Raw genomic sequence first — 21,503 nt, 5'->3', positions numbered from 1 at the left:
GGCGTCAGCAACCCTATCGACGGAGGAGGTGAATTGTCGCCGAAATGGGCGCTTTACGCAGTGCGTATGCCCACGTCAGCGGGCTTTCCTGGGGGGAGCGTCAGTAGGACGCCGCGCGCCGGTCGACCCATTCCTTCGCCTCGAGGAGCCCGAGGCCGGTCTCCTCGCGGTACAGCTTGATCGCCTCGATGCGGCGGTCCGACCAGATGCACCGGTCGATCTCGGCCAGCGCCTCGGGCGAGATCCCCTCGGCGGCGGGGCCCTCGATGCCGAGGTGCTTGATCACCAGGTCGAGCTTTCGCTCGACGCGCTCCACGGTCTTGCCGTTCGCGCGCAGGTTGCCGCTCACGGTGATGTACAGGAGGAGCAGGACGACAAAGATCGCGACGGGAATGATCTCCAGGGGCAACATTGCTGCACCCTAGCGCTCGGGGCGCGCGAGCAGGCTGAACGTGTTCGGCACACGCCCGTCCCATGCCGCGGCGGTCACGCCGCCCGGGTACCAGAAGGGTTCGGGGTGCTCGTCGAGGTGCTCGATCTCGAGGCCCGCGCGGCGACAGGCCATGACGATGCCCGACAGGGTGTGCTGCCGCTCCACGGCGCCGTTGCCGGGGTAGGTGTCGTTGACGTGCGTGGGGGAGAAGTACCCGCGGTCGGCGCGGACCCGGATCTGCTCGGGGTCCCAGTCCCACAGCGGCACCAGCGGGTGTGCCTCGTAGACGTAGAGCCGGCCGTCCGGACGCAGCAGGCGGCGGCACTCCGCGAGGAAGGCGTCCAGGTCGGTCACCCAGATCAGCGCGCCCTTGCCGGTGTAGACCAGGTCGGCGCACGCCGCCTCCAGGCCGCTCGCGGGCAGTGCGGCCCGGGTGTAGCGGCAAGGCAGGCCGAGCTCGTCCGCGCGCCGGCGCGCGCTGGACACGGCCGCCTCGCTGTAGTCGATCCCGTGCACCGAGCGCGCCCCCAGTCGCGCGAGGGCGATGTCGTCGAGCCCGTGGCCGCTCATCGGGTGCACCACGTCCGCCCCCGGGACGAGCCCGCCGATGACGCCGAGCTCGGCGGGCAGCAGCTCGGCGGTCCGCGCCAGCTCGAGGTGCTCGGCGTACTCGTCCTCGTACTTGCGGGAGGCGATCGCCCAGGCGGCCCGCGTCCTGTCCTCGGTGGTGTCCATCGAGGCAGCCTGACAGCGACGCGCCGGCCCGGGACAGCTCTTTTCCGTCAGCTCGCGCCGAGCGGCGGGACGGCCGCCGCCGTCGGACGGAATCCGCACGGATGGGTGATCCGTGTTGCGCGCCATACCCCTGAGGGGTATATGGTGAGCGACATACGGTTACCCCCTAGGGGTAACAGCGTACCAACCACCGAGAGGCGAGACGATGGCGACGAGCGAGTACCAGGTGACCGGAATGACCTGCGGGCACTGCGAGATGTCGGTGCGCGGTGAGGTGAGCCGCCTGCCCGGCGTGGAGCAGGTCGACGTGAGTGCGGCGACCGGCCGGCTCGTGGTCAGCAGCGCCGAGGCGCTGGACGAGGCGACGGTCCTGGCCGCGGTCGACGAGGCCGGGTACCAGGCGGCGCGCGTCTCATGAACGTGCCCCAGCGGCTCGGCCTGTACGGCGGAGGTCTCGCGGCGGTCTTCGCCGCGGCCTTCGCCGTGGCGGGCGCGGTCGTTCCCGACAGCACCGTCGCGGCCTGGTCGGCGACGACGGGGGACGGCGCTCACGGGCAGGACGCCGGCGCCCACGCAGCGGGTGCGGACGGCGCCCCGGCGCAGGTCCGCGGGCTGTCGCTCGAACAGGACGGCCTGCTCCTGAGCCCGGTGAGCGTCCCGGACGAGACCGGCGAGCGAGGCACGCTCTCCTTCTCGGTCCTGGACGCCGACGGCGCGGCGGTGACCGGCTTCGAGACCGAGCACGACAAGGAGCTGCACCTGATCGTGGTGCGGTCCGACGGTGAGGAGTTCCGGCACGTGCACCCCACCATGTCGGCCGACGGCGTCTGGTCGATCCCGTGGATGTGGGCCGAGGCGGGCAGCTACCGCGTGTTCGCCGACTTCGTCCCCGAGGCGACCGGTGAGAACGTCACGCTCAGCCGTGCGGTCGACGTCGCCGGCCGGGTCACCCCGCAGCCGGCGGCGGTGTCGGCGTCCGACACGACGGGTGGCTACACGGCCACCCTCGCGGGGGAGCTGAGCGCGACCGGGGAGTCGACGCTGACGGCGACCGTCACGAAGGACGGCGAGCCCGTCACGGACCTGGAGCCGTACCTCGGCGCGTACGGGCACCTGGTCGCGCTGCGCGCGGGTGACCTGGCCTACCTGCACGTGCACCCGGAGGGCGACGAGCCCGGGCCGGGCTCCGTCTCCGGACCGGACGTCGCTTTCATGACCCAGGCGCCGACCCCGGGCCGCTACCTGCTGTACCTGGACTTCAAGGTCGACGGGGACGTGCACACCGCGCGCTTCGTCCTGGACACCCACGGGAGCCACTGATGGGCACCACGTCCCGCACGGAGGTGGCGGGCACCACCGTCGACCTCGAGATCGGCGGCATGACCTGCGCGTCGTGCGCCATGCGGATCGAGAAGAAGCTGAACCGGCTCGACGGCGTCACCGCCAGCGTCAACTACGCCACCGAGAAGGCGACGGTCACCACGCCTGCCGGGTACGACCTGGCCGCGGTGGTCGCGGAGGTGGAGAAGACCGGCTACACCGCCGCTCTGCCCGCCCCGAAGGAGGCCACGGCGGACGGCGACGCCGCCGACCCGCGCGACGCGGAGCTGACCGCGCTCCGCAACCGGCTGATCACGTCGGTAGTGCTTGCCGTCCCGGTGATCGCGCTCGCGATGGTCCCGGCCTGGCAGTTCACGTACTGGCAGTGGGCGTCGCTCGCCCTGGCGGCCCCCGTGGCGCTGTGGGCGGCGTGGCCGTTCCACAGGGCGGCGTGGACCAACCTGCGGCACGGCGCGGCCACCATGGACACTCTGGTCTCGCTCGGTGTGCTGGCCGGCTTCGGCTGGTCGGTGTACGCGCTGTTCCTCGGCACCGCGGGCGTGCCGGGCATGACGCACGGGTTCGAGCTGACCGTCGCGCCGTCGGACGGCGCGGCGAACATCTACCTGGAGGTCGCCACCGGCGTCACGATGTTCGTGCTGGCCGGGCGGTACTTCGAGAAGCGGTCCAAGCGCCGCGCCGGGGCCGCGCTCCGCGCGCTGCTGGAGCTCGGCGCCAAGGACGTCGCGGTGCTGCGCGACGGCGCCGAGACGCGGGTGCCGGTCGACAGCCTGGCCGTGGGCGACGAGTTCGTGGTGCGGCCGGGGGAGAAGGTCGCGACCGACGGCGTGGTCGTGGCCGGCTCCTCCGCGATCGACGCGTCGCTGCTCACGGGGGAGTCGGTGCCGGTCGAGGTCGCCGTGGGCGACGCCGTGGCGGGCGCCACGGTGAACTCGGGCGGCCGGCTCGTCGTCCGGGCCACCCAGGTGGGGGCGGGCACGCAGCTCGCGCGGATCGCCCGGCTGGTCGAGGACGCGCAGTCCGGCAAGGCCGAGATCCAGCGGCTGGCCGACCGCGTGTCCGGGATATTCGTGCCGGTGGTCATCGCGATCGCGGTGGCGACCCTCGGCGCCTGGCTGGGCGCCGGGTTCCCCGCCACGGCCGGTCTGACGGCGGCCGTCGCCGTGCTGATCATCGCGTGCCCCTGCGCGCTCGGGCTGGCCACGCCCACCGCGCTGCTGGTGGGCACGGGGCGCGGTGCTCAGCTCGGCATCCTGATCAAGGGGCCCGAGGTGCTGGAGTCCACGCGCAAGGTCGACACCGTGGTGCTCGACAAGACCGGCACCGTCACCACCGGGAAGATGGCGCTGCTGGAGGCCGTCCCGGCCGACGGCACCACGCGCACCGAGCTGCTCCGGCTCGCGGGCGCGCTGGAGGACGCGTCCGAGCACCCCGTGGCGCAGGCCGTGGCCACGGGTGCGACCCAGGAGGTCGGCAGCCTGCCGGCGGTGGAGTCGTTCGAGAGCGTCCAGGGGCTGGGTGTGCAGGGCGTCGTCGACGGGCACGCCGTCGTGGTGGGCCGCGAGAGCCTGCTGGCCGACTGGTCGCAGTACCTGCCCGCGGACCTCGTCGAGGCGAAGGCGCACGCGGAGGGCGCCGGCCGGACCGTGGTGGCGGTCGGCTGGGACGGGGAGGCCCGCGGCATCCTCGTGGTGGCCGACCAGGTCAAGCCCACCAGCGCGGACGCCGTCGCCCGGCTCGTGGGCCTCGGGCTCACGCCGGTGCTGCTCACCGGCGACAACCGGGCCGTGGCCGAGCAGGTCGGTGCCCAGGTGGGCATCAGCCGGGTGATCGCCGAGGTGCTGCCGCAGGACAAGGCCGACGTCGTGGCCAAGCTCCAGGCCGAGGGCAGGGTCGTCGCCATGGTGGGCGACGGCGTCAACGACGCCCCGGCGCTCGCGCAGGCCGACCTGGGCCTGGCGATGGGCACCGGCACGGACGTGGCGATCGAGGCGGCGGACATCACGCTGGTCCGGGGTGACCTGACCTCGGCGGCCGACGCGATCCGGCTGTCCCGGCGGACGCTGGGCACCATCCGGACCAACCTGTTCTGGGCCTTCGGCTACAACGTCGCAGCGATCCCGCTGGCGGCGCTCGGGCTGCTGAACCCCATGCTGGCCGGCGCCGCGATGGCGTTCTCCAGCGTGTTCGTGGTGGGCAACAGCCTGCGGCTGCGCACCTTCCGCAGCTGAGCCACCGTTGAGTGCGGGATATTTGTGCTTCTGGCCCGGCCAGAAGCACAAATATCCCGCACTCAACGGGCTGGGCGGTGCGACCGGTCAGGCGTGCAGCGGCTCCAGCGCCCTGGACCACGCGACCGTCTGGTCGAGCAGCGTCTCCAGGGCGGGGATCAGGTGCTCGCCGGGCTTGAACACCGAGTAGTTCTCGAACTCGGTCATCAGCGACAGCGCGACCTGCTGGCGTACCGTCGCGACCTGCAGCTCCGCGAGGATCAGCCGCAGGTGCTCGGCGGCGCGGGCCCCGCCCACCCCGCCGTAGGACACGATGCCCGCGGCCTTGTTGTTCCACTCGCCGTAGACGAAGTCGAGCGCGTTCTTCAGCACGCCCGACGTGGAGTGGTTGTACTCCGGCGTCACGAACACGTAGCCGTCGAACTCGGCGACCTTGGCGGCCCACTCCTTGGTGTGGTCGTGCGCGTACTGGCCCATCGCCGGCGACATGGGCTCGTCGAGGTGGGGCAGGGGGTAGTCGGCCAGGTCGACGAGCTCGAACTCGGCGTCCGTGCGCTGCGACGCGATCTCGTGGACCCACTTGGCCACGGCCTCGCCGTTCCGCCCGGGGCGGGTGCTGCCGAGGATGATTCCGATCTTGAGCATTGCTGGTCCTTCGCTTCCGGGGGGCTGTTGACGGACCCGCCCGGGTGCGGGAACGAACGCGGGCCCGGGCTGGTTGGTCCACGTGACACAACAGTGCGGAAACGCGGGTAATCCGGTTTTCAATTACGCACTTCGGAGTTCGTCGGTAACCGGAGAGGAACGATTGCGGCATGACGCCGATCTCGCGCGACGCGCGGCTCGAGTCCCTGGCGGCGCGGATGCCCGGCGGGCCGGAGTCGCCGTGCGACAGCGACACGCACGAGCTGACCCGCGACCTCATGGGCCAGGTGGCCGACCGCTGGACGCTTCTGGTCGTGGCGGCCCTGTCCGACGGCCCGCAGCGGTTCTCCGCCATCCAGGCCGTCGTGGCCGGCGTCTCGCACCGGATGCTCAGCAAGACCCTCCGCGGCCTGGTGCGCGACGGGATGGTCACGCGCACCGCCTACGCCGAGGTGCCGCCCCGCGTCGAGTACGAGCTGACCCCGCTCGGCTGGAAGCTCATGGACCTGGCCCACGGGTTCGTCGACTGGGCGCAGGACCACGGGCAGGTCGTCCGCGACAGCCGCGCCCAGTTCGACCGGGGGAGCGCGGCGGGCTGACGGCGGGGCGGCGGCCCGACGCCGTCAGTCGCCGAGGATCGTCAGCGCCAGCAGCTGCTCACGCAGACGGGTCAGCTCGTCCGGCGTCGGCTCGCCGCCCCACGCGGGCTGGGCGCTGGCGCCGTCGGCGGCCGCGACGACGAGCGCGAGCACGTCCTCGGGCAGCCCGTCGGCCCGCAGGTCCTCGTTCCACCGGCGCGCGTCCGCCCGGGCGAGGTCGACGACGGCGTCCACGCTCGACAGGTGTGCGATGACCACCAGGGCGTCGCGCGACGCCGTGGCGTCCAGGGCGCCGTCGACCGAGACGCGCACGTAGCCGCGCGTGAGGCGGCCGGGGGCGTCGTCGTCCGGCGGGATCGCCGCGAGCACCGCCGTCCGGAAGCTCTCGAGCCAGTCGGCCGCCAGCGCCAGGTGCAGGTCGTGCTTGTTCGCGAAGTGGTAGAGCAGCCCGCCCTTGGACACGCCCGCGCGGCGGGCGACGTCGTCCAGGCTGGCGGAGACCCCGCGCTCGCGGACCAGCCGGCCCGCCGCGTCCAGGATCGCGGCGCGCGTCTGCTCCGGGCTCCGGCCTGCTGTCCGGCCCACTGCCACCACCTCGCATCCGATGCACTGCCCGGCACGAACTATAGGCCGCGTCACAGCCCGCACCCTTCAAACTGTACCGGCCAGACGGTACAGTTACGGCGTGACCGCTCCTGCTCCCCTTCTCTCCGTGCGTCGCCGGTGGGCCGCGCTCGCCGTCCTCGTGCTCGCGGTCGGCCTGCTGGCGATCGACGGCACCGTCCTCTACCTGGCCGTGCCGTCGCTCACCCGCGACCTCGCACCCACCGCCACCCAGGTGCTCTGGATCGGCGACATCTACTCGCTGGCCATCGCCGGGCTGCTCGTCACCATGGGCACCCTCGCCGACCGGATCGGCCGCAAGAAGCTGCTGCTGATCGGCGCGACGGCGTTCGGCGTCGCCTCGGCGCTCGCCGCGTTCGCCCCCACCGCCGAGGTGTTGATCCTGGCCCGCCTGCTGCTCGGCGTCGCGGGGGCCACGATCATGCCCTCGACGCTGTCCCTGATCCGCACCCTGTTCCCCGACTCCGCCGAGCGCAGCCGCGCCATCGCCGTCTGGTCGGCCGCGGCCGGTGGTGGCGCCGCCGTCGGGCCGCTGGTGGGCGGCCTCCTGCTGGAGCACTTCTGGTGGGGCTCCGTCTTCCTCGTCAACGTGCCCGTCGTGCTCGTCCTCGTGATCGCGGGCACCGTGCTGCTCCCCGAGGCCAAGGACCCCCACCCCGGTCGCCTCGACCTGCTGTCGGTGCTGCTGTCCTTCGCCGCCGTCATGCCGCTGGTCTGGGCCATCAAGCACGCCGCCGCCGAGGGCGTCGACCTGCTCGCCGTCGGCGTGCTGGCGCTCGCGGTGGGCTCGGGCGTGTGGTTCGTCAGGCGCCAGAACCGGCTCGCGGCCGACGGGCGCGGCCCGCTGCTCGACGTCGGTCTGTTCAAGGTGCCGGCGTTCAGCGGCGCCGTGGCGGCCAACCTGATCGCGATCTTCGCGCTGACCGGCATGCTGTTCTTCTTCTCGCAGTACCTGCAGCTCGTGCGCGGCTTCTCGCCGCTGGTCGCGGGCGTCGCCGAGCTGCCGGCCACCATCGCGTCCATCGCCGTGGTCGTGGTGGTGGGCTGGTCGCTGCGCACGTTCGGGCGGGGGCGCGCCATCGCCATCGGCCTGGCCGTCACCGCCCTCGGCATGGTCGGCATCGCGGTCGCAGAGGGCGCCGAGCACTACGTGTGGCTCGCACTCGCCCTGGTCCCCGCGGGCCTCGGCGTCGGGCTCGCGATGACCCTGACGACCGACGCCGTCGTCTCCGCAGTGCCGCCGGCCAAGGCGGGCGGCGCCTCGGCGATCTCGGAGACCGCCTACGAGCTCGGCGTCGCACTGGGCGTGGCCGTGCTCGGGTCGCTCGTCACCCTCGGCTACCAGTCCCGCGTCGCGCTCCCGGACGGCCTGTCGCCCGACGACGCCTCGCGGGCGGGCGACTCGCTCGCGTCGGCGGTCACGGTCGCGGGCGACCAGGGCGCGGCCGGGGCGGCCGTGCTGGAGGCGGCCCGGGAGGCGTTCGTCGCCTCGCTGCAGACCACGTGCGTGGTGGCGGCGGTGCTGGTCGCGGTCGCGGCGGTGGTGGCCTGGCGGCTGATCCCGAACGAGCGGTGACGGGCCTGATCAACGGCGTGATGCCGCGGTGGATGCTCGACCCCGCACCGCGGCGGTTGCGTCAGGCCGGCGACGGTGAACGTAGGGATCGTCGGCTCATGAGCGTCCTTGCGCCGACCGCGCCTACGTTCGCTCCCGCCGCCGGACCGAAGCCTCAACCTTGACCTGAGGCCGAGTCCCGGCAGACCTTCAACCTCAACTTGAGGCTGAGTCGGGGCGATGCGGTCGAGCATTGCCCGGGGTGACTGTGTGAGATCGAGGTGTGTTGCCCTGAGTGGACAGTGTCCACGCAGAGCAACACACCTCGATCTCGTATGCGCCGGCCCTCGGGGGGCTGGTGGTGCGCGACGGGTGCTGCCCGCTTGACGGTGATACCCCCTAGGGGTATATATGGAGGTAACGCAGCCCGTACGGGCCTGCACTGCTCAACCCAGGAGCGATCCATGAACGAGCCACACCAGCACCCCGCACCACCCGTCGCCGCCGGCCCGGCCCCGAGCCACGAGCACGCGCACCACGAGCACGACCACTCCGGTCACGACCACTCCGGTCACGACCACGCATCCCACGAGAGCACCCTCGTCGACGAGCATGCCGCCCACGCGGAGCACGACGCCCACGCGGAGCACGACGCTCACGCGGGCCATGGTGCCCACGGAGGCCACGCCGGCCACGGCGACCACGTCGGCCAGTTCCGGCGCCTGTTCTGGATCATGCTCGTGCTCGCCGTCCCGGTCGTCGCGTTCTCCGGCATGTTCGCGATGATCCTCGGCTACGAGCTGCCCGACGCCACCTGGGTCACCGTGATCCCGCCCGTGCTCGGCACCGTCATGTACGTCTGGGGCGGTTCGCCGTTCCTCACGGGCGCCGTGAGCGAGCTGCGCTCCCGCAAGCCCGGGATGATGCTGCTCATCGGGCTCGCGATCACGGTCGCGTTCGTCGCGTCGCTGGGCGCCAGCCTCGGCCTGCTCGACCACCAGCTCGACTTCTGGTGGGAGCTCGCCCTCCTGATCGTCATCATGCTGCTGGGCCACTGGATCGAGATGCGCTCGCTCGCCCAGACGACGTCGGCCCTGGACTCGCTCGCGGCGCTGCTGCCCGACGAGGCCGAGCGCGTGGAGGGCGACCAGGTCGTCAAGGTCGCCCCGGCCGACCTGGCCGTCGGCGACGTCGTCGTCGTGCGGCCGGGCGGGAGCGTCCCGGCCGACGGTCGGGTCGTCGACGGCCGGGCCGAGATGGACGAGTCCATGGTCACGGGAGAGTCGCGCACCGTCCCGCGCGGCCCGGGGGAGACCGTCACCGCCGGCACCGTCGCCACCGACTCCGGCCTGCGCGTCGAGGTCACCGCCACCGGCGACGACACCGCCCTGGCCGGCATCCAGCGGCTCGTCGCCGAGGCGCAGGCGTCGTCCTCCCGCGCGCAGCGCCTGGCGGACATCGCCGCGGGCTGGCTCTTCTGGTTCGCGCTCGGCGCGGCCGCGGTCACCGCCGTGGTCTGGACGCTCGTCGGCCTGCCCGACGACGCCGTCATCCGGACCGTGACCGTGCTCGTGATCGCCTGCCCCCACGCGCTGGGCCTCGCGATCCCGCTCGTGGTGTCGATCGCGACCGAGCGGGCCGCCCGCGGCGGTGTGCTCGTCAAGGACCGCCTCGCGCTGGAGAGCATGCGCACGGTCGACACCGTGCTGTTCGACAAGACCGGCACCCTCACCAAGGGCGAGCCCACGGTCGCCGACGTCGCGCCCTCCGCCGACGTGGACGCCGACACACTCCTGGCGCTCGCGGCCGCGGCCGAGCAGGACAGCGAGCACCCGCTGGCCCGGGCGATCGTCCGCGCGGCTCAGGACCGAGGGCTCGTCGTCCCGCGCGCCACGGGCTTCGCGTCGTCGCCCGCCGTGGGCGTCACGGCGACGGTCGACGGCCGTGAGATCCGGGTCGGTGGGCCGCGCCTGCTGGACGAGAACCGCCAGGAGGAGGTCCCCGCGGCGGGCGCCTGGCGCGAGGACGGCGCGATCATCCTGCACGTCCTGCGCGACGGAGCGGTGATCGGCGGCATCAAGCTCGCCGACGAGGTGCGTGCCGAGTCCGCCGAGGCGGTCCGGGCCCTGCACGACCGCGGCGTCCAGGTCGTCATGATCACCGGCGACGCCGAGGCAGTGGCCCGCTCCGTCGCCGAGGAGCTCGGCGTGGACCGGTACTTCGCCGGGGTCCGCCCGGAGGACAAGTCGGCCAAGGTGGCCCAGCTCCAGGCCGAGGGGCGCAAGGTGGCGATGGTGGGCGACGGAGTCAACGACGCCCCGGCACTCGCGCAGGCCGACGTCGGCATCGCGATCGGCGCCGGGACCGACGTCGCCATCGCGTCCGCCGGCGTGATCCTCGCCAGCGACGACCCCCGGTCCGTGCTGTCGGTGATCGAGCTGTCGAGGGCGAGCTACCGCAAGATGAAGCAGAACCTGTGGTGGGCCGCCGGGTACAACCTGATCTCGGTGCCGCTGGCCGCCGGGGTGCTGGCGCCGATCGGTTTCGTGATGCCGATGTCCGCGGGTGCCCTGCTCATGTCGCTCTCGACCGTGGTGGTGGCGCTCAACGCCCAGCTGCTGCGCCGGCTCGACCTGCGACCTGGACGACAGACCCGCTGAACAGGCTGTTGACCTGGTCCGGTGCGCCGCCTAGCCTGCTGGGCGGCGCACCGGCCGCATTCCGGAGTCAAGGGAGACCTCGTGAAGCTCGTACCCGCGTTCCGTCCTGCCTTCCACCTGGTGACAGCGGTGTCAGCGCTCGCGCTCGCCGCGAGCGGCCTGGTCGTCGCGGGCACCGCCAGCGCCGCCCCGAGCGCCGTCCCGAGCACCGCCGCGGAGAGCTGGCGCGTGGACGGTCCGCGCGGCTCGCGCCTCGACGGGCTGCTGAGCCTGGACGGCGCCGGCCAGGTCACGCTCGACGTGCTCGACGAGGGGGACGCCGTGGTCTCGGCCACGCGCCTGGGCCTGCGGGGCAGCGACGGCGACCTCACCACGGGCCTCACGTTCGCGGGCCGGGCCGACCGCACGGTCTCTGACAGCTACGCCATGTCCACGGGCAAGAGCCGGCAGCGCACCTACACGCACCGCGAGTCGGTCTTCACCTTCACGGCCGCGGACGGCGGCCGGTTCAGGATCGCGGTCCGCGTGTCCGACGACGGCGTCGCCTACCGCTACCTCCTGGACGGCCCGGGCGAGCACCGGGTCGACGACGAGTCGGGCGCATGGGAGCCGGCCGCCGACGGCCCCGCGTGGATGCAGCGCTCCTACGCCGTCAACTACGAGGCCGAGTGGAGCACCACGACCGCCGCGGCGGGCAACGGCTCCGGCAGCGTCGGGTACCCGGTGCTGTTCGGGCAGGGCGACCGGTACGTGCTGGTCACCGAGGCCGACCTGCACGGCGACTACTCCGGCTCGCACCTGACCCACGAGGCCGGCGCGCTGCGCTACGACGTCGACCTCTTCGAGGGCCGCCCCGTCACCACCACCGGCGACCTGTCGACGCCGTGGCGGGTCGCGATCGTCGGTGACCTGCCGGGCGTCGTCGGCTCCACGCTGGTGGACGACCTCGCGACGCCCGCCGCCCTGGACCCGGCCGCCGACTGGATCAGGCCTGGCCGGTCGAGCTGGAGCTGGCTGACCGACGGGAGCAGCCCGCGCGACGAGGCGCGGCAGCGCGACTTCGTCGACCTGTCCGCCCGCAACGGCTGGGAGTACGTGCTGCTCGACGAGGGCTGGGACGCGAGCTGGGTGCCGCGCACGGTCCGCTACGCGCACACCCGTGGCGTCGACGTCATCGTCTGGTTCCACAGCCGCGACCTGCGCACCCAGGAGCAGCGCGACGAGTGGCTGCCGCGCCTGAAGTCGTGGGGCGTGAGCGGCATCAAGGTCGACTTCATGGACTCCGACTCGCAGGAGATCCACCAGTGGTACGACGACGTGGCCCGGGACACCGCCCGGTACGAGCTGATGATCAACTTCCACGGCGCCGCCCTGCCCACCGGCCTGCAGCGCACGTGGCCGCACATCATGAGCTACGAGGCGGTGCGCGGCATGGAGAACGGCATCAGCCCCGAGCGCAGCCTCATCGTGCCGTTCACCCGCAACGTGCTGGGGTCCATGGACTTCACGCCCGTCGTCTTCTCCCGCGACAACGACAGGACGTCCAAGGCGCAGCAGGCGGCGATGGCGGTCGCGTACGAGTCGGGCTGGCAGCACATCTCCGACAAGCCCGAGGGGTACGACGACGAGCCCAACGCGCTGCCGTTCCTGCGGAACATCCCGGCGACCTGGGATGAAGTGCGGCTGCTGAGCGGCACGCCGGGGAAGGACGCCGTGCTCGCGCGCCGGTCCGGCGACCGCTGGTTCGTGGGCGGCATGCGCGCCGGCTCCGGGGACCCGCTGCTGCTCCCGCTGGCGGGACTGACGCGCGGCGGCAAGGTGCAGGTCGACCTCCTGACCGACGACGGCGCCGACGGGTCCGCCACGGTGCACTCCACGGTGCGCACCACCGCCGGTGACACCCTGCGCGTGCCGACGGCGACCAACGGCGGGTTCGTCGCGGTCGTGTGCGCGGCGACCGGCGGTCGGGAGTCCTGCCTGGACCCGGTCGAGGCCCGGCCGGACGCCACGATCGCCGTCGAGCCGGCCGAGGCCGACGTCGAGCCCGGCAGCACCGTCGAGGTGCGGGCCGCGTTCACGGTCGCCGACCGCGCCGTCACGCGCGTGCGGCTGACGCCGGACCTGCCCGAGGGCTGGACCGCCGACCGCGGCACCCGGACCGTCGCGCGGCTGGGCGCGGGCGAGACCGCGGAGGTCTCCTGGCAGGTCCAGGTGCCCGCCGACGGCGCCACGGGCACCTTCGAGGTGCCGGTCGACGTCGCCTACCGGGCCTCCGGCCACGAGTACGTCGCCGCGAGCCAGGCGACCCTGTGGGTCACGCCGCCCGCTCCGTCCGGCAGCCCGTACGTCTCCGACCTCGACTGGACGGAGCAGTCCAACGGCTACGGCCCGGTCGAGCGCGACCGGTCCAACGGCGAGGCCGCGGGCGGCGACGGCAACCCGCTCCGGATCGCCGGCGTCACCTACGCCAAGGGCGTCGGCATGCACGCGACCGGCTCGGTGACCGCCTGGCTCGGCGGCACCTGCACCGCGTTCACCGCGCAGGTGGGCATCGACGACGAGGTGCTCGACAAGCCCGGCGACACCGGCGTCGGCTCGGTGCGGTTCGCCGTCTACGGCGACGGCGAACCGCTCGCCGAGACGCCGGTGCTGTCCAACGACGACGGCGCCGTGGCGCTCGACGTCGACGTCACCGGGGTCCGGCGGCTGCGGCTGGTCGCGGACGAGGGGTCGGACGGCAAGAACTTCGACCACGCGGACTGGGCCGACGCGCGCGTCGAGTGCGGTCAGGGCTGATCGCACTCGTCGGGCTCGCCATGCCCGCTGGGTGAGCGTTCAGCCAGTGTTCAGCCGGCCGCCGTGTGCGCTTCGCCCCGGCGGCCGGCGGCGGCGCCAGGCTCGCCTCCATGAACTCACGCATGCGTACCCGCGCCGGCGCGGTCGTCACCACGGCCGCGCTGGTGCTCTCCGGGGCCGTGGCCTCCATCGTCGCCGAGGCCGGGACGGAAGCCGGCCTGCCGGCCGGGACCGCGGCGTCGTCGGCCGCCCCGGCCGCCTTCGGCGGCGCCGGCCACGGCGGCGGCACGCCCGCCGAGCGCGCCTACCGCGACCTGCTGGACCACGGCCCGGACGCCAAGATCCTCACCGCCGCGCACCGCGCGCAGTGGCGCTCCGCTCCCGAGAACAGCGCGCCCGCCATCCTGGCCGCGTTCAAGGACGGCGCGGAGATCGTCGAGCTGGACGTGCAGCTCACCGCCGACGGCGTCCCCGTGCTCATGCACGACACGACCGTGGACCGCACCACGAACGGGACCGGCCGCGTCGACAGCCTCACGCTGGAGCAGATCGAGGGGCTCCGCCTGCGCGAGGGCCTGGGCGGCGCGCAGGCCGCGCTCACCGACGAGCGCGTGCCCACGCTGGAGCAGGCGATGCGCCTGGCCAAGGACCGCGGCCTCGTCAACCTCGACAAGGGCTGGCCGTTCCGCGAGGAGATCTGGGCCGTGCTGACCGAGACCGGGACCGTCCGCAACGGCCTGTTCAAGTCGGACGCGCCCGTGGACCAGGTCCAGGAGTTCCGTGCCACGCACCGCGGCGCCGTCTACATGCACATGGTCACCGACGCGAACGTCGCCGACGTCGAGAAGTTCGGTGCCGACCAGCCCGTGGCGTACGAGGTCAACTTCGACAGCACCGCCGACGTCGTCGCCCGGCGTCCGTTCCTGGACCGCGTGGCGAGCGGCAGCCGGGTGTGGAGCAACACGATGTGGAACGGCCTGTCCGAGCGGATGACGGACGAGGCGTCGCTCGTCGACCCGCTGCGCGGCTGGCAGGCACTGGTCGAGGGTTACGACACCACGATCTTCCAGACCGACGACGTCGAGAAGATCGAGCGCTGGCTCCGCACCGGCGAGGGCGACCCGCTGCCGCGCGGCGCCGTCCGCGTCCAGGCCGAGGACTTCCTGCCCGGCGAGGGTGTGGGTTACCACGACCTGGAGCCCGCCAACCGCAGCAACCTGCAGATGCGCCCGGGGGAGGGCGTCGACATCCAGGACCTCGACGGCGCCGTCGGTCTCGGCTGGATGCGTGGCGGCGAGTGGCTGACGTACGAGGTGGAGGTGCCGCGAACCGGCACGTACGAGGTCGCGGTGCGTGCCTCGTCGCCGTACTCGCCCGCCGGCGCGTACACCGTCTCGTTCGACGACGGCGCGCCCAGCGACCGGGTCGACGTCCGCAACACGACCAGCCACGCCAAGCAGGTGCTGCAGCCGAGCGGCGTCACACAGCGGTTGACCAAGGGCACGCACACGCTCCGGATCGGCCTGCCCGAGGACGCTTACCAGAACTGGAACCTGGACTACGTCCAGCTGACCCCCTGACACGTGGGGCGCGATGTCCGGGCGGGCGGCCGGATTGCATAGGCTTCGGGGCATGACGACACATCGACCGGAGCGGGGTGCGCCGTGGGTGGCCTGATGGGACTGCTGGACGACATCGCCGCGCTGGCCAAGCTCGCGGCCGCGTCCATCGACGACGTCGGCGCCGCGACGGGCCGGGCGACCGCCAAGGCGGCAGGTGTCGTCGTGGACGACACCGCCGTGACGCCCCAGTACCTGCGCAGCGTCGCCGCGCAGCGTGAGCTGCCCATCGTGAAGAAGATCGCGATCGGGTCGATCCGCAACAAGCTGGTCTTCATCCTCCCGGCCGCGCTGCTGCTCAGCCAGTTCCTGCCGTGGCTGCTGCCGATCGTCCTGATGATCGGCGGCACCTACCTCGCCTACGAGGGCGCCGAGAAGATCTGGCACAAGATCTCCGGCCACAGCGAGCAGACGCTGGTCGCCGCGGAGGTCAGCCCCGAGGCCGAGAAGAAGCTGGTCGCGGGTGCCATCCGCACCGACCTGATCCTGTCCGCCGAGATCATGGTGATCGCGCTCGACGAGGTCGCCGACGAGACGTTCTGGTCGCGGCTCGCGATCCTCGTCGTCGTCGCGTTCGTCATCACGATCATCGTCTACGGCATCGTCGCCGCCATCGTGAAGATGGACGACGTCGGGCTGCGGCTCGCCGAACGGGACTCCGGCTTCTCCAAGACCCTGGGCCGCGGCCTGGTCAAGGCGATGCCGCGGGTGCTCGCCGTCATCTCCGTGGTGGGCACCGTCGCGATGCTCTGGGTGGGCGGGCACATCCTGCTCGTCAACCTCGGCGCCGACGGCACGGGCTGGATCCCCTGGCCCTACGAGTGGGTGCACCACCTCGAGGTGGTCATCCACGACGGCGCCGGCGCGCTCGGCGGCACCCTCGGCTGGCTGTTCAACACGCTGTGCTCCGCCGTCGTCGGCCTGGTGGTCGGCGCGATCGTGGTGGCCGTGCTGCACCTGCTGCCGTCCCGGAAGAAGAAGTCCGCGGAGGCGGCCGCGCACTGATCTGGTGGGCGATCCGCAGAGGCGGCCCCCGGCGCGCAGGGCGCCGGGGGCCGCCTGCGTTGGTGCCCGCGGTCAGGCGCTGACCGGGGTGTGCACCATCCCGAACTCGTTGCGGCGACGGACCTCGAACCCGAGGCGCTCGTAGAGCCGGATAGCGTTCGTGTTGCTCGCCGCGGCGTGCATCATGGCCCGGGCGCCCCGCTCGCGGACGTGGTGTACGACGTCGAGCACGAGGCGCGTGGCCAGGCCCTGCCCGCGGAAGCGCTCGTCGGTCGCGACGGCGCTGATCTCCGTCCAGCCTTCCGGGCGCAGCCGCTCGCCCGCCATTGCCGCGAGCACGCCGTCGCGCCGGATGCCCACGTACCGGCCCATCTCGTAGGTCCGGGGCAGGAACGGGCCGGGCTTGGCGCGGGCCACGAGGTCCATCATCTCGGGGACGTCGGACGCGCCCAGCACCACCGCCTCCTCGTCGGGCCGGCCGACCAGCCGCTCGGTCTCGACGAGCTGCACGCCGCCGAACACCTCACCGCGGGTCCAGCCGGCCGGCAACGTCACGGACTCGGGCGGGGCGGGGAAGTCGGCGTCGTACCCGACCAGGTCGATGATCGCGGCCCAGACACCGGGGTCGTCCCACGTGCGGACGGCGGCGAAGGGCGAGACGTCCACGGGATACCGGCGCACCAGGTCGCCGCCCTCGGCGAAGTGGGCGTGCTCCCCGCTGAGCGACGACCAGGCGGCGTCGTCGAGCACGGAGAAGTCGGGGGCTGTGGTGCGTGCCGCGTCGTCGGGCGCCGCGTCGGTCAGGAGGCTCACGTCATGACCAACTTTCCGGGGACGACGGGCATTCCGCGGACCCCGTGTTCGCGTGGGTGACGCCCTTGGAAGTCAGTCGGCAGTTTGCCCCACAGACTCGGCAGTTGGCATTGAGATCGGCACAGGCCTGGACCGATCTCGATGCCAACTGCCGAAAGCCCGGGCAACGTGGCCGCCCCCAGCCCTCACCCCTCCCGCAGCACCCCGCTCGAGCCGCGCACCCGGAGCACCGCCTCCGCCTCGTACCGCACCGCCTCCGTGCGCCCCTCCAGGCGTTCCAGCAGCAGTCGCACCGCCTCGCGGCCCAGCTCGATGCCGCTCTGGTCCACGCTGGTCAGGCCGATCAGCGGGTGCCGGGCGATCGGCACGTCGTCGTACCCGACCACGGACACGTCGCGCGCGTCGAGCCCGGCCTCGGCGACGGCGCTGAGCACGCCGATCGCCAGCGTGTCGTTGCCCGCGAAGACCGCCGTCGGGCGCTCGGGTGCGGCCAGGAGGGTGCGCGTCGCGGCGTGCGCCTCGGAGCCGTCGAACAGCGTGTGCACCACCTGTGGCTCCAGCCCGGCCACGGCCATGCGCTCGCGGTAGACGGCGGTACGCACCACGTGCGCTTCGGCGCCCGCCTGTCCCGCCCACGGCGGCTCCGGCCGGGACGGGTGGATCGTCAGGTGAACGATCCGGCGGTGGCCCAGGCCCAGCAGGTGTGACATGACCTGCTCCGCGCCGGACCGGTCGTCGCCCGTGATCGTGTCGTAGCGCTCGGACCGGTCGTGCCGCCCGATCATCACGAGCGGCGTGCGCTCGGCGACCCGTTCGAGCCAGGCCGGGTCCACGCGCGGCGAGATGGCCACGATGCCGTCGACCTGGCGGTCGGCGAGGCTGTTGATCGCCACGTCGCCCTTCTGGTCCCGGCCGAGCGGCGCGATGATCATCTGGTACGGGGTGTCCGCGAGCGCCTCCGTGGCGCCGTCGACGATCATCGTCAGGAAGTCGTTGCCCACCTGCGGGATCTCGAACCCGAGCGTGAAGCTCGCCCCGCGCATGGCCCGCGCGGCCACGCGCGGCCGGTACTCCAGGCGCTCGATCGCGGCGGTGACCTGGGCCCGCATGTGGTCGCTCACGCCGTAGGCGTTGCGGATCACCTTGGACACCGCGGCCCGGGAGACGCCGGCCTCGCGAGCCACGTCCTGGATGGTCGAGGGCCGCGGGCGGCGCGTCGGTTCGGTGCTCATCGTGAGGCCATCCTGCCCGTGTAGATCGGTTGACACCAGAAATGGCGTCCCGCTAGCGTGCTCCCACTGAAAGGATTCATCGGTGCGAGTGTAGATCGCTCTACACGCATCGTCCCATCCGTCTCTACAAGGAGGTAGAGAGATGTCCCGTGCACTTCCCACCAGCCGCAAGGTTCTCGCGACAGCGGCCGCCCTCGCCGTGACCGGCGGAGCCCTGACCGGCTGCGCCGCGTCCGGCGGCGACGGCACCACCGAGATCACCTTCCTCACCTCGAACGACGCCCCCAACCCGGAGACGGCGGAGGCCCTGGCCGCCGCCTTCGAGGAGGAGCACCCCGACATCACGGTCACGGTCGAGATCCGCCCCGGCGGCACCGAGGGCGACAACCTGGTCAAGACCCGCCTGTCCACCGGAGAGATGGCCGACGTCTTCTACTACAACTCGGGCTCGCTGCTCCAGGCCCTCAACCCGGACTCCACCCTGGTGGACCTGAGCGACCAGGAGTGGGTGGGTTCGCTCACCGAGGAGTTCACCCCCGTCGTCAGTACCGACCACGGGCTGTACGGCGCGCCGCTGGGCGCCTCGTTCGCGGGCGGCATCGTCTACAACAAGCCGCTCTACGAGGAGCTCGGCCTGACCGTCCCGGAGACCTGGGACGAGTTCATGGCGAACAACGCGACGATCGCCGCCGAGGCCGACGGCGTCGCCCCGGTCATCCAGACCTACGGCGAGACCTGGACCAGCCAGCTCTTCGTGCTGGGCGACTTCGCCAACGTGCTCGCCGTCGACCCCGAGTGGGCCGACCAGTACACGGCGCACCAGCGCTCCTACGCCGAGGAGCCCGCCCTGCTGGGCTTCCAGCATCAGCAGGAGGTCGCCGAGGCCGGCTACTTCAACGAGGACTTCCCGTCCGCGGCCTTCCAGGACGGCGCCCGCATGGTCGCCGAGGGCGAGGGCGCGCACTACCCGATGCTCTCCAGCGTCATCCAGACGATCCTGCAGAACACCCCGGACGCCGTGGACGACATCGGCTTCTTCGCGCTGCCCGCCGAGGACGCCGCGAACACCCGGGCCACCATCTGGCAGCCCAACGCGCTCTACGTGCCGAGGTCGACCGAGGGCGCGGAGCTGGAGGCCGCCAAGGAGCTCGTCGCGTTCGCGAACAGCGAGGCCGGCTGCGAGATCCAGAACGAGCTCCTGCCGCCCGCCGGACCCTACGCGGGCACGTGCGAGGCGCTGGACACCGCCCCGGCGCTCCTGGGCGACATCCAGGCCTACTTCGACGCCGGCGCCACCGCCAACGCCCTGGAGTTCAGCTCGCCCGTCAAGGGCCCGAACCTGGAGAAGGTCACGGTCGAGGTGGGCTCCGGCATCAAGACCGCCGAGGAGGCCGCCGAGTTCTACGACCAGGACGTCGAGAACCAGGCCCGCCAGCTCGGCCTCGAGGGCTGGTAGGCCACCCGTGGTGGCGACCATGACCGAGGTGCGGCCCGCCCGCCGCCGTCGGACGGCGGGCTCCACCTCGGCCACCCAGCGCAGCGTCTACCCCTCGTGGTTCTACCTGCCGGCCGGCGTGCTCTACCTGGTCTTCTTCGCGGTGCCCACGTTCGCGTCGTTCTGGTTCAGCCTCACGCGCTGGACCCTGTTCGACACCGAGTTCATCGGCCTGGACAACTTCGTCCAGTTCTTCGCCGAGCCCCAGCTCTCGCAGGGATTCGTGAACACGCTGATCTACGGGTTCGTGACCTCGGCCGCCAAGGTGGTGCTCGGGCTGGCGCTCGCGGTGCTGCTCACCTCGCAGCTCGTGGGCCGCGGGTACCTGCGGTCGGTCGTGTTCTTCCCGGTGCTCGTCTCGACGATCGGCGTCGGCATCACCTTCAAGGCGCTGCTCGACCCGTTCGACGGCGTCGTCAACACCATGCTCGCCACGTTCGGCATCGAGGGACCGGGCTGGTTCACCGACCCCGACCAGGCGCTGCTGACCATCGCGGCCGTCGACGTCTGGAAGGGCCTCGGCATCGCGACGCTCATCTACATCGCGGGCATCGTCGCGATCCCGCAGGAGTACTACGAGGCCGCCCGGGTCGACGGCGCGGGCCGGTGGCAGCAGTTCCGCTCCATCACGCTGCCGCTGGTCCAGCCCGCGACGGCCACCGTGATCATCCTGTCCCTGATCGGCGGCCTGCGGTCGTTCGACCTCATCTGGGCCACCACGGGCGGTGGCCCCGGGTTCACCAGCGACGTCATCGGGTCCGTCATCTACAAGCAGTACCAGGCCGGGTTCTACGGGCTGTCCACGGCGGGCAACGTGATCCTGTTCCTCGTGGTCACGGCGATCATGGTGCCGGTCTCCCTGCTGCTCAACCGCAAGGAGGTGGACCGATGAGGCGCGCCGGTTCGTGGGCCACGGGCATCGTGGCCATCGCCGTGTCGGTGGTGGTGTTCCTGGTGCCGTTCGGGTTCATCTTCGTGACGGCCTCCAAGGACGCGTCGGAGGCATCACGGCTGGAGTTCTCCTGGCCCACGCAGTGGGCCTTCGTCGAGAACCTGACCGAGGTGCTCACCACCCGCGACGGCATCGTGGTGCGGGCGTTCCTCAACAGCACGGTGCTGACCGTCGTGAGCGTCGCCGTCATGGTGGTGCTCGCGGCCATGGTCGGGTACCTGCTCCAGCGGCGGCGGTCCCGGCTCAACCCGGTGGTGAACTTCCTCGTGCTGGCGGGCTTGATCGTGCCGCCCGCCGTCGTGCCGACCATCTGGGTGCTGCAGCAGACCGGGCTGTTCAAGACCATGCCCGGCCTGATCCTCGTCGAGGCGACGTTCGGGCTGTCCTTCTGCGTGCTGCTGTTCCGCGCGTTCGTGGCGACCATCCCGCGCGAGCTGGACGAGGCCGCGATCATCGACGGTGCCGGGCCGCTGCGGCTCTTCTTCGCCGTCATCCTGCCGCTGCTGCGGCCGGTGATCATAACGATCGTGGTGGTGCAGGCCGTCAACGTGTTCAACGACTTCACCAACCCGCTGTACTTCCTGCCCGGCGACGAGAACGCGACCGTGCAGCTCACGCTCTACAACTTCCAGAGCCAGATGGTCAGCCAGTTCAACCTGCTGTTCATGGACATCCTGCTGATCACGGTGCCGCCGCTGGTCATGTACATCTTCTTCAACCGCCAGATCGTGGCCGGCATGACGTCCGGTGCGGTCAAGGGCTGAAAGG

Annotated in this window: 18 protein-coding genes; 12 read left to right on the top strand and 6 right to left on the bottom strand. The window is 72.2% G+C overall.

What is annotated here, in order from left to right; genetic code table 11:
- Nucleotides 1-100 precede the first annotated feature (100 nt).
- Both ACH47X_RS04655 and ACH47X_RS04650 read right to left on the bottom strand, forming a co-directional pair.
- Complete coding sequence (locus tag ACH47X_RS04655; protein ID WP_397401867.1) at nt 101-412, bottom strand: hypothetical protein; 312 nt, start codon at nt 410-412, stop codon at nt 101-103.
- Between the two features lie 9 nt (nt 413-421).
- A complete protein-coding gene (locus ACH47X_RS04650; protein WP_397401865.1) occupies nt 422-1,168 on the bottom strand; it encodes a class I SAM-dependent methyltransferase in 747 nt (248 codons plus the stop codon).
- A 205-nt stretch (nt 1,169-1,373) separates the two neighbouring features.
- On the opposite strand from ACH47X_RS04650, the gene ACH47X_RS04645 reads away from it, so the two are divergent.
- Genes ACH47X_RS04645 through ACH47X_RS04635 form a run of 3 tightly spaced genes read left to right on the top strand, consistent with a single transcriptional unit; the run spans nt 1,374 to nt 4,740 of the window.
- Complete coding sequence (locus ACH47X_RS04645) at nt 1,374-1,586, top strand: heavy-metal-associated domain-containing protein (protein WP_036965534.1); 213 nt, start codon at nt 1,374-1,376, stop codon at nt 1,584-1,586.
- A complete protein-coding gene (locus ACH47X_RS04640; RefSeq protein ID WP_397401862.1) occupies nt 1,583-2,488 on the top strand; it encodes a heavy-metal-associated domain-containing protein in 906 nt (301 codons plus the stop codon). The genes ACH47X_RS04645 and ACH47X_RS04640 overlap by 4 nt, the downstream gene beginning before the upstream one ends.
- Complete coding sequence (locus tag ACH47X_RS04635; RefSeq protein ID WP_397401860.1) at nt 2,488-4,740, top strand: heavy metal translocating P-type ATPase; 2,253 nt, start codon at nt 2,488-2,490, stop codon at nt 4,738-4,740. The genes ACH47X_RS04640 and ACH47X_RS04635 overlap by 1 nt, the downstream gene beginning before the upstream one ends.
- A gap of 87 nt (nt 4,741-4,827) precedes the next feature.
- On the opposite strand, the gene ACH47X_RS04630 is transcribed toward ACH47X_RS04635, so the two are convergent.
- Entirely contained in the window at nt 4,828-5,385 is a 558-nt protein-coding gene (locus ACH47X_RS04630; RefSeq protein WP_397401858.1) for an NADPH-dependent FMN reductase, read from the bottom strand.
- Between the two features lie 170 nt (nt 5,386-5,555).
- Here ACH47X_RS04630 and ACH47X_RS04625 point away from each other — a divergent pair, with 170 nt between their 5' ends.
- Nucleotides 5,556-5,984: a winged helix-turn-helix transcriptional regulator gene (locus ACH47X_RS04625; protein ID WP_397401856.1), complete on the top strand. Its 429-nt coding sequence runs from the start codon at nt 5,556-5,558 to the stop codon at nt 5,982-5,984.
- Between the two features lie 24 nt (nt 5,985-6,008).
- On the opposite strand, the gene ACH47X_RS04620 is transcribed toward ACH47X_RS04625, so the two are convergent.
- A complete protein-coding gene (locus ACH47X_RS04620; RefSeq protein WP_397401854.1) occupies nt 6,009-6,569 on the bottom strand; it encodes a TetR/AcrR family transcriptional regulator in 561 nt (186 codons plus the stop codon).
- Nucleotides 6,570-6,669: 100 nt separating this feature from the next.
- On the opposite strand from ACH47X_RS04620, the gene ACH47X_RS04615 reads away from it, so the two are divergent.
- The 5 genes from ACH47X_RS04615 to ACH47X_RS04595 all read left to right on the top strand — a co-directional run bounded on the left by ACH47X_RS04615 (nt 6,670) and on the right by ACH47X_RS04595 (nt 16,243).
- Nucleotides 6,670-8,184 (top strand): MFS transporter, encoded by a 1,515-nt coding sequence (locus ACH47X_RS04615; protein WP_397401852.1) that lies wholly within the window; start codon nt 6,670-6,672, stop codon nt 8,182-8,184.
- A 443-nt stretch (nt 8,185-8,627) separates the two neighbouring features.
- On the top strand, nt 8,628-10,823 hold the full coding sequence (locus ACH47X_RS04610; protein WP_397401850.1) for a heavy metal translocating P-type ATPase: 2,196 nt from the start codon (nt 8,628-8,630) through the stop codon (nt 10,821-10,823).
- Between the two features lie 81 nt (nt 10,824-10,904).
- Complete coding sequence (locus tag ACH47X_RS04605) at nt 10,905-13,619, top strand: glycoside hydrolase family 97 catalytic domain-containing protein (RefSeq protein ID WP_397401848.1); 2,715 nt, start codon at nt 10,905-10,907, stop codon at nt 13,617-13,619.
- A gap of 110 nt (nt 13,620-13,729) precedes the next feature.
- Nucleotides 13,730-15,199, top strand: a complete 1,470-nt coding sequence (locus tag ACH47X_RS04600) for a glycerophosphodiester phosphodiesterase family protein (RefSeq protein WP_397401846.1) — start codon at nt 13,730-13,732, stop codon at nt 15,197-15,199.
- Nucleotides 15,200-15,295: 96 nt separating this feature from the next.
- Nucleotides 15,296-16,243, top strand: coding sequence for a DUF808 domain-containing protein (locus ACH47X_RS04595; RefSeq protein ID WP_397401844.1), 948 nt, complete (start codon nt 15,296-15,298; stop codon nt 16,241-16,243).
- 72 nt (nt 16,244-16,315) lie between these two features.
- Here ACH47X_RS04595 and ACH47X_RS04590 read toward each other — a convergent pair whose 3' ends face one another.
- Complete coding sequence (locus ACH47X_RS04590; RefSeq protein WP_397401842.1) at nt 16,316-17,056, bottom strand: GNAT family N-acetyltransferase; 741 nt, start codon at nt 17,054-17,056, stop codon at nt 16,316-16,318.
- A gap of 185 nt (nt 17,057-17,241) precedes the next feature.
- Complete coding sequence (locus ACH47X_RS04585; protein ID WP_397401840.1) at nt 17,242-18,288, bottom strand: LacI family DNA-binding transcriptional regulator; 1,047 nt, start codon at nt 18,286-18,288, stop codon at nt 17,242-17,244.
- 142 nt (nt 18,289-18,430) lie between these two features.
- Here ACH47X_RS04585 and ACH47X_RS04580 point away from each other — a divergent pair, with 142 nt between their 5' ends.
- Genes ACH47X_RS04580 through ACH47X_RS04570 form a run of 3 tightly spaced genes read left to right on the top strand, consistent with a single transcriptional unit; the run spans nt 18,431 to nt 21,499 of the window.
- A complete protein-coding gene (locus ACH47X_RS04580) occupies nt 18,431-19,744 on the top strand; it encodes an extracellular solute-binding protein (protein WP_397401838.1) in 1,314 nt (437 codons plus the stop codon).
- Nucleotides 19,745-19,763: 19 nt separating this feature from the next.
- Nucleotides 19,764-20,675 (top strand): carbohydrate ABC transporter permease, encoded by a 912-nt coding sequence (locus tag ACH47X_RS04575; RefSeq protein ID WP_397402252.1) that lies wholly within the window; start codon nt 19,764-19,766, stop codon nt 20,673-20,675.
- Entirely contained in the window at nt 20,672-21,499 is an 828-nt protein-coding gene (locus tag ACH47X_RS04570) for a carbohydrate ABC transporter permease (RefSeq protein WP_397401836.1), read from the top strand. The genes ACH47X_RS04575 and ACH47X_RS04570 overlap by 4 nt, the downstream gene beginning before the upstream one ends.
- Nucleotides 21,500-21,503 lie beyond the last annotated feature (4 nt).

It is taken from the genome of Promicromonospora kroppenstedtii (assembly GCF_044389675.1).
Lineage (GTDB): Bacteria > Actinomycetota > Actinomycetes > Actinomycetales > Cellulomonadaceae > Promicromonospora > Promicromonospora kroppenstedtii.
Note: the sequence above shows the minus strand (reverse complement) of the source record. Positions and strands in the feature narration are given on the sequence as shown.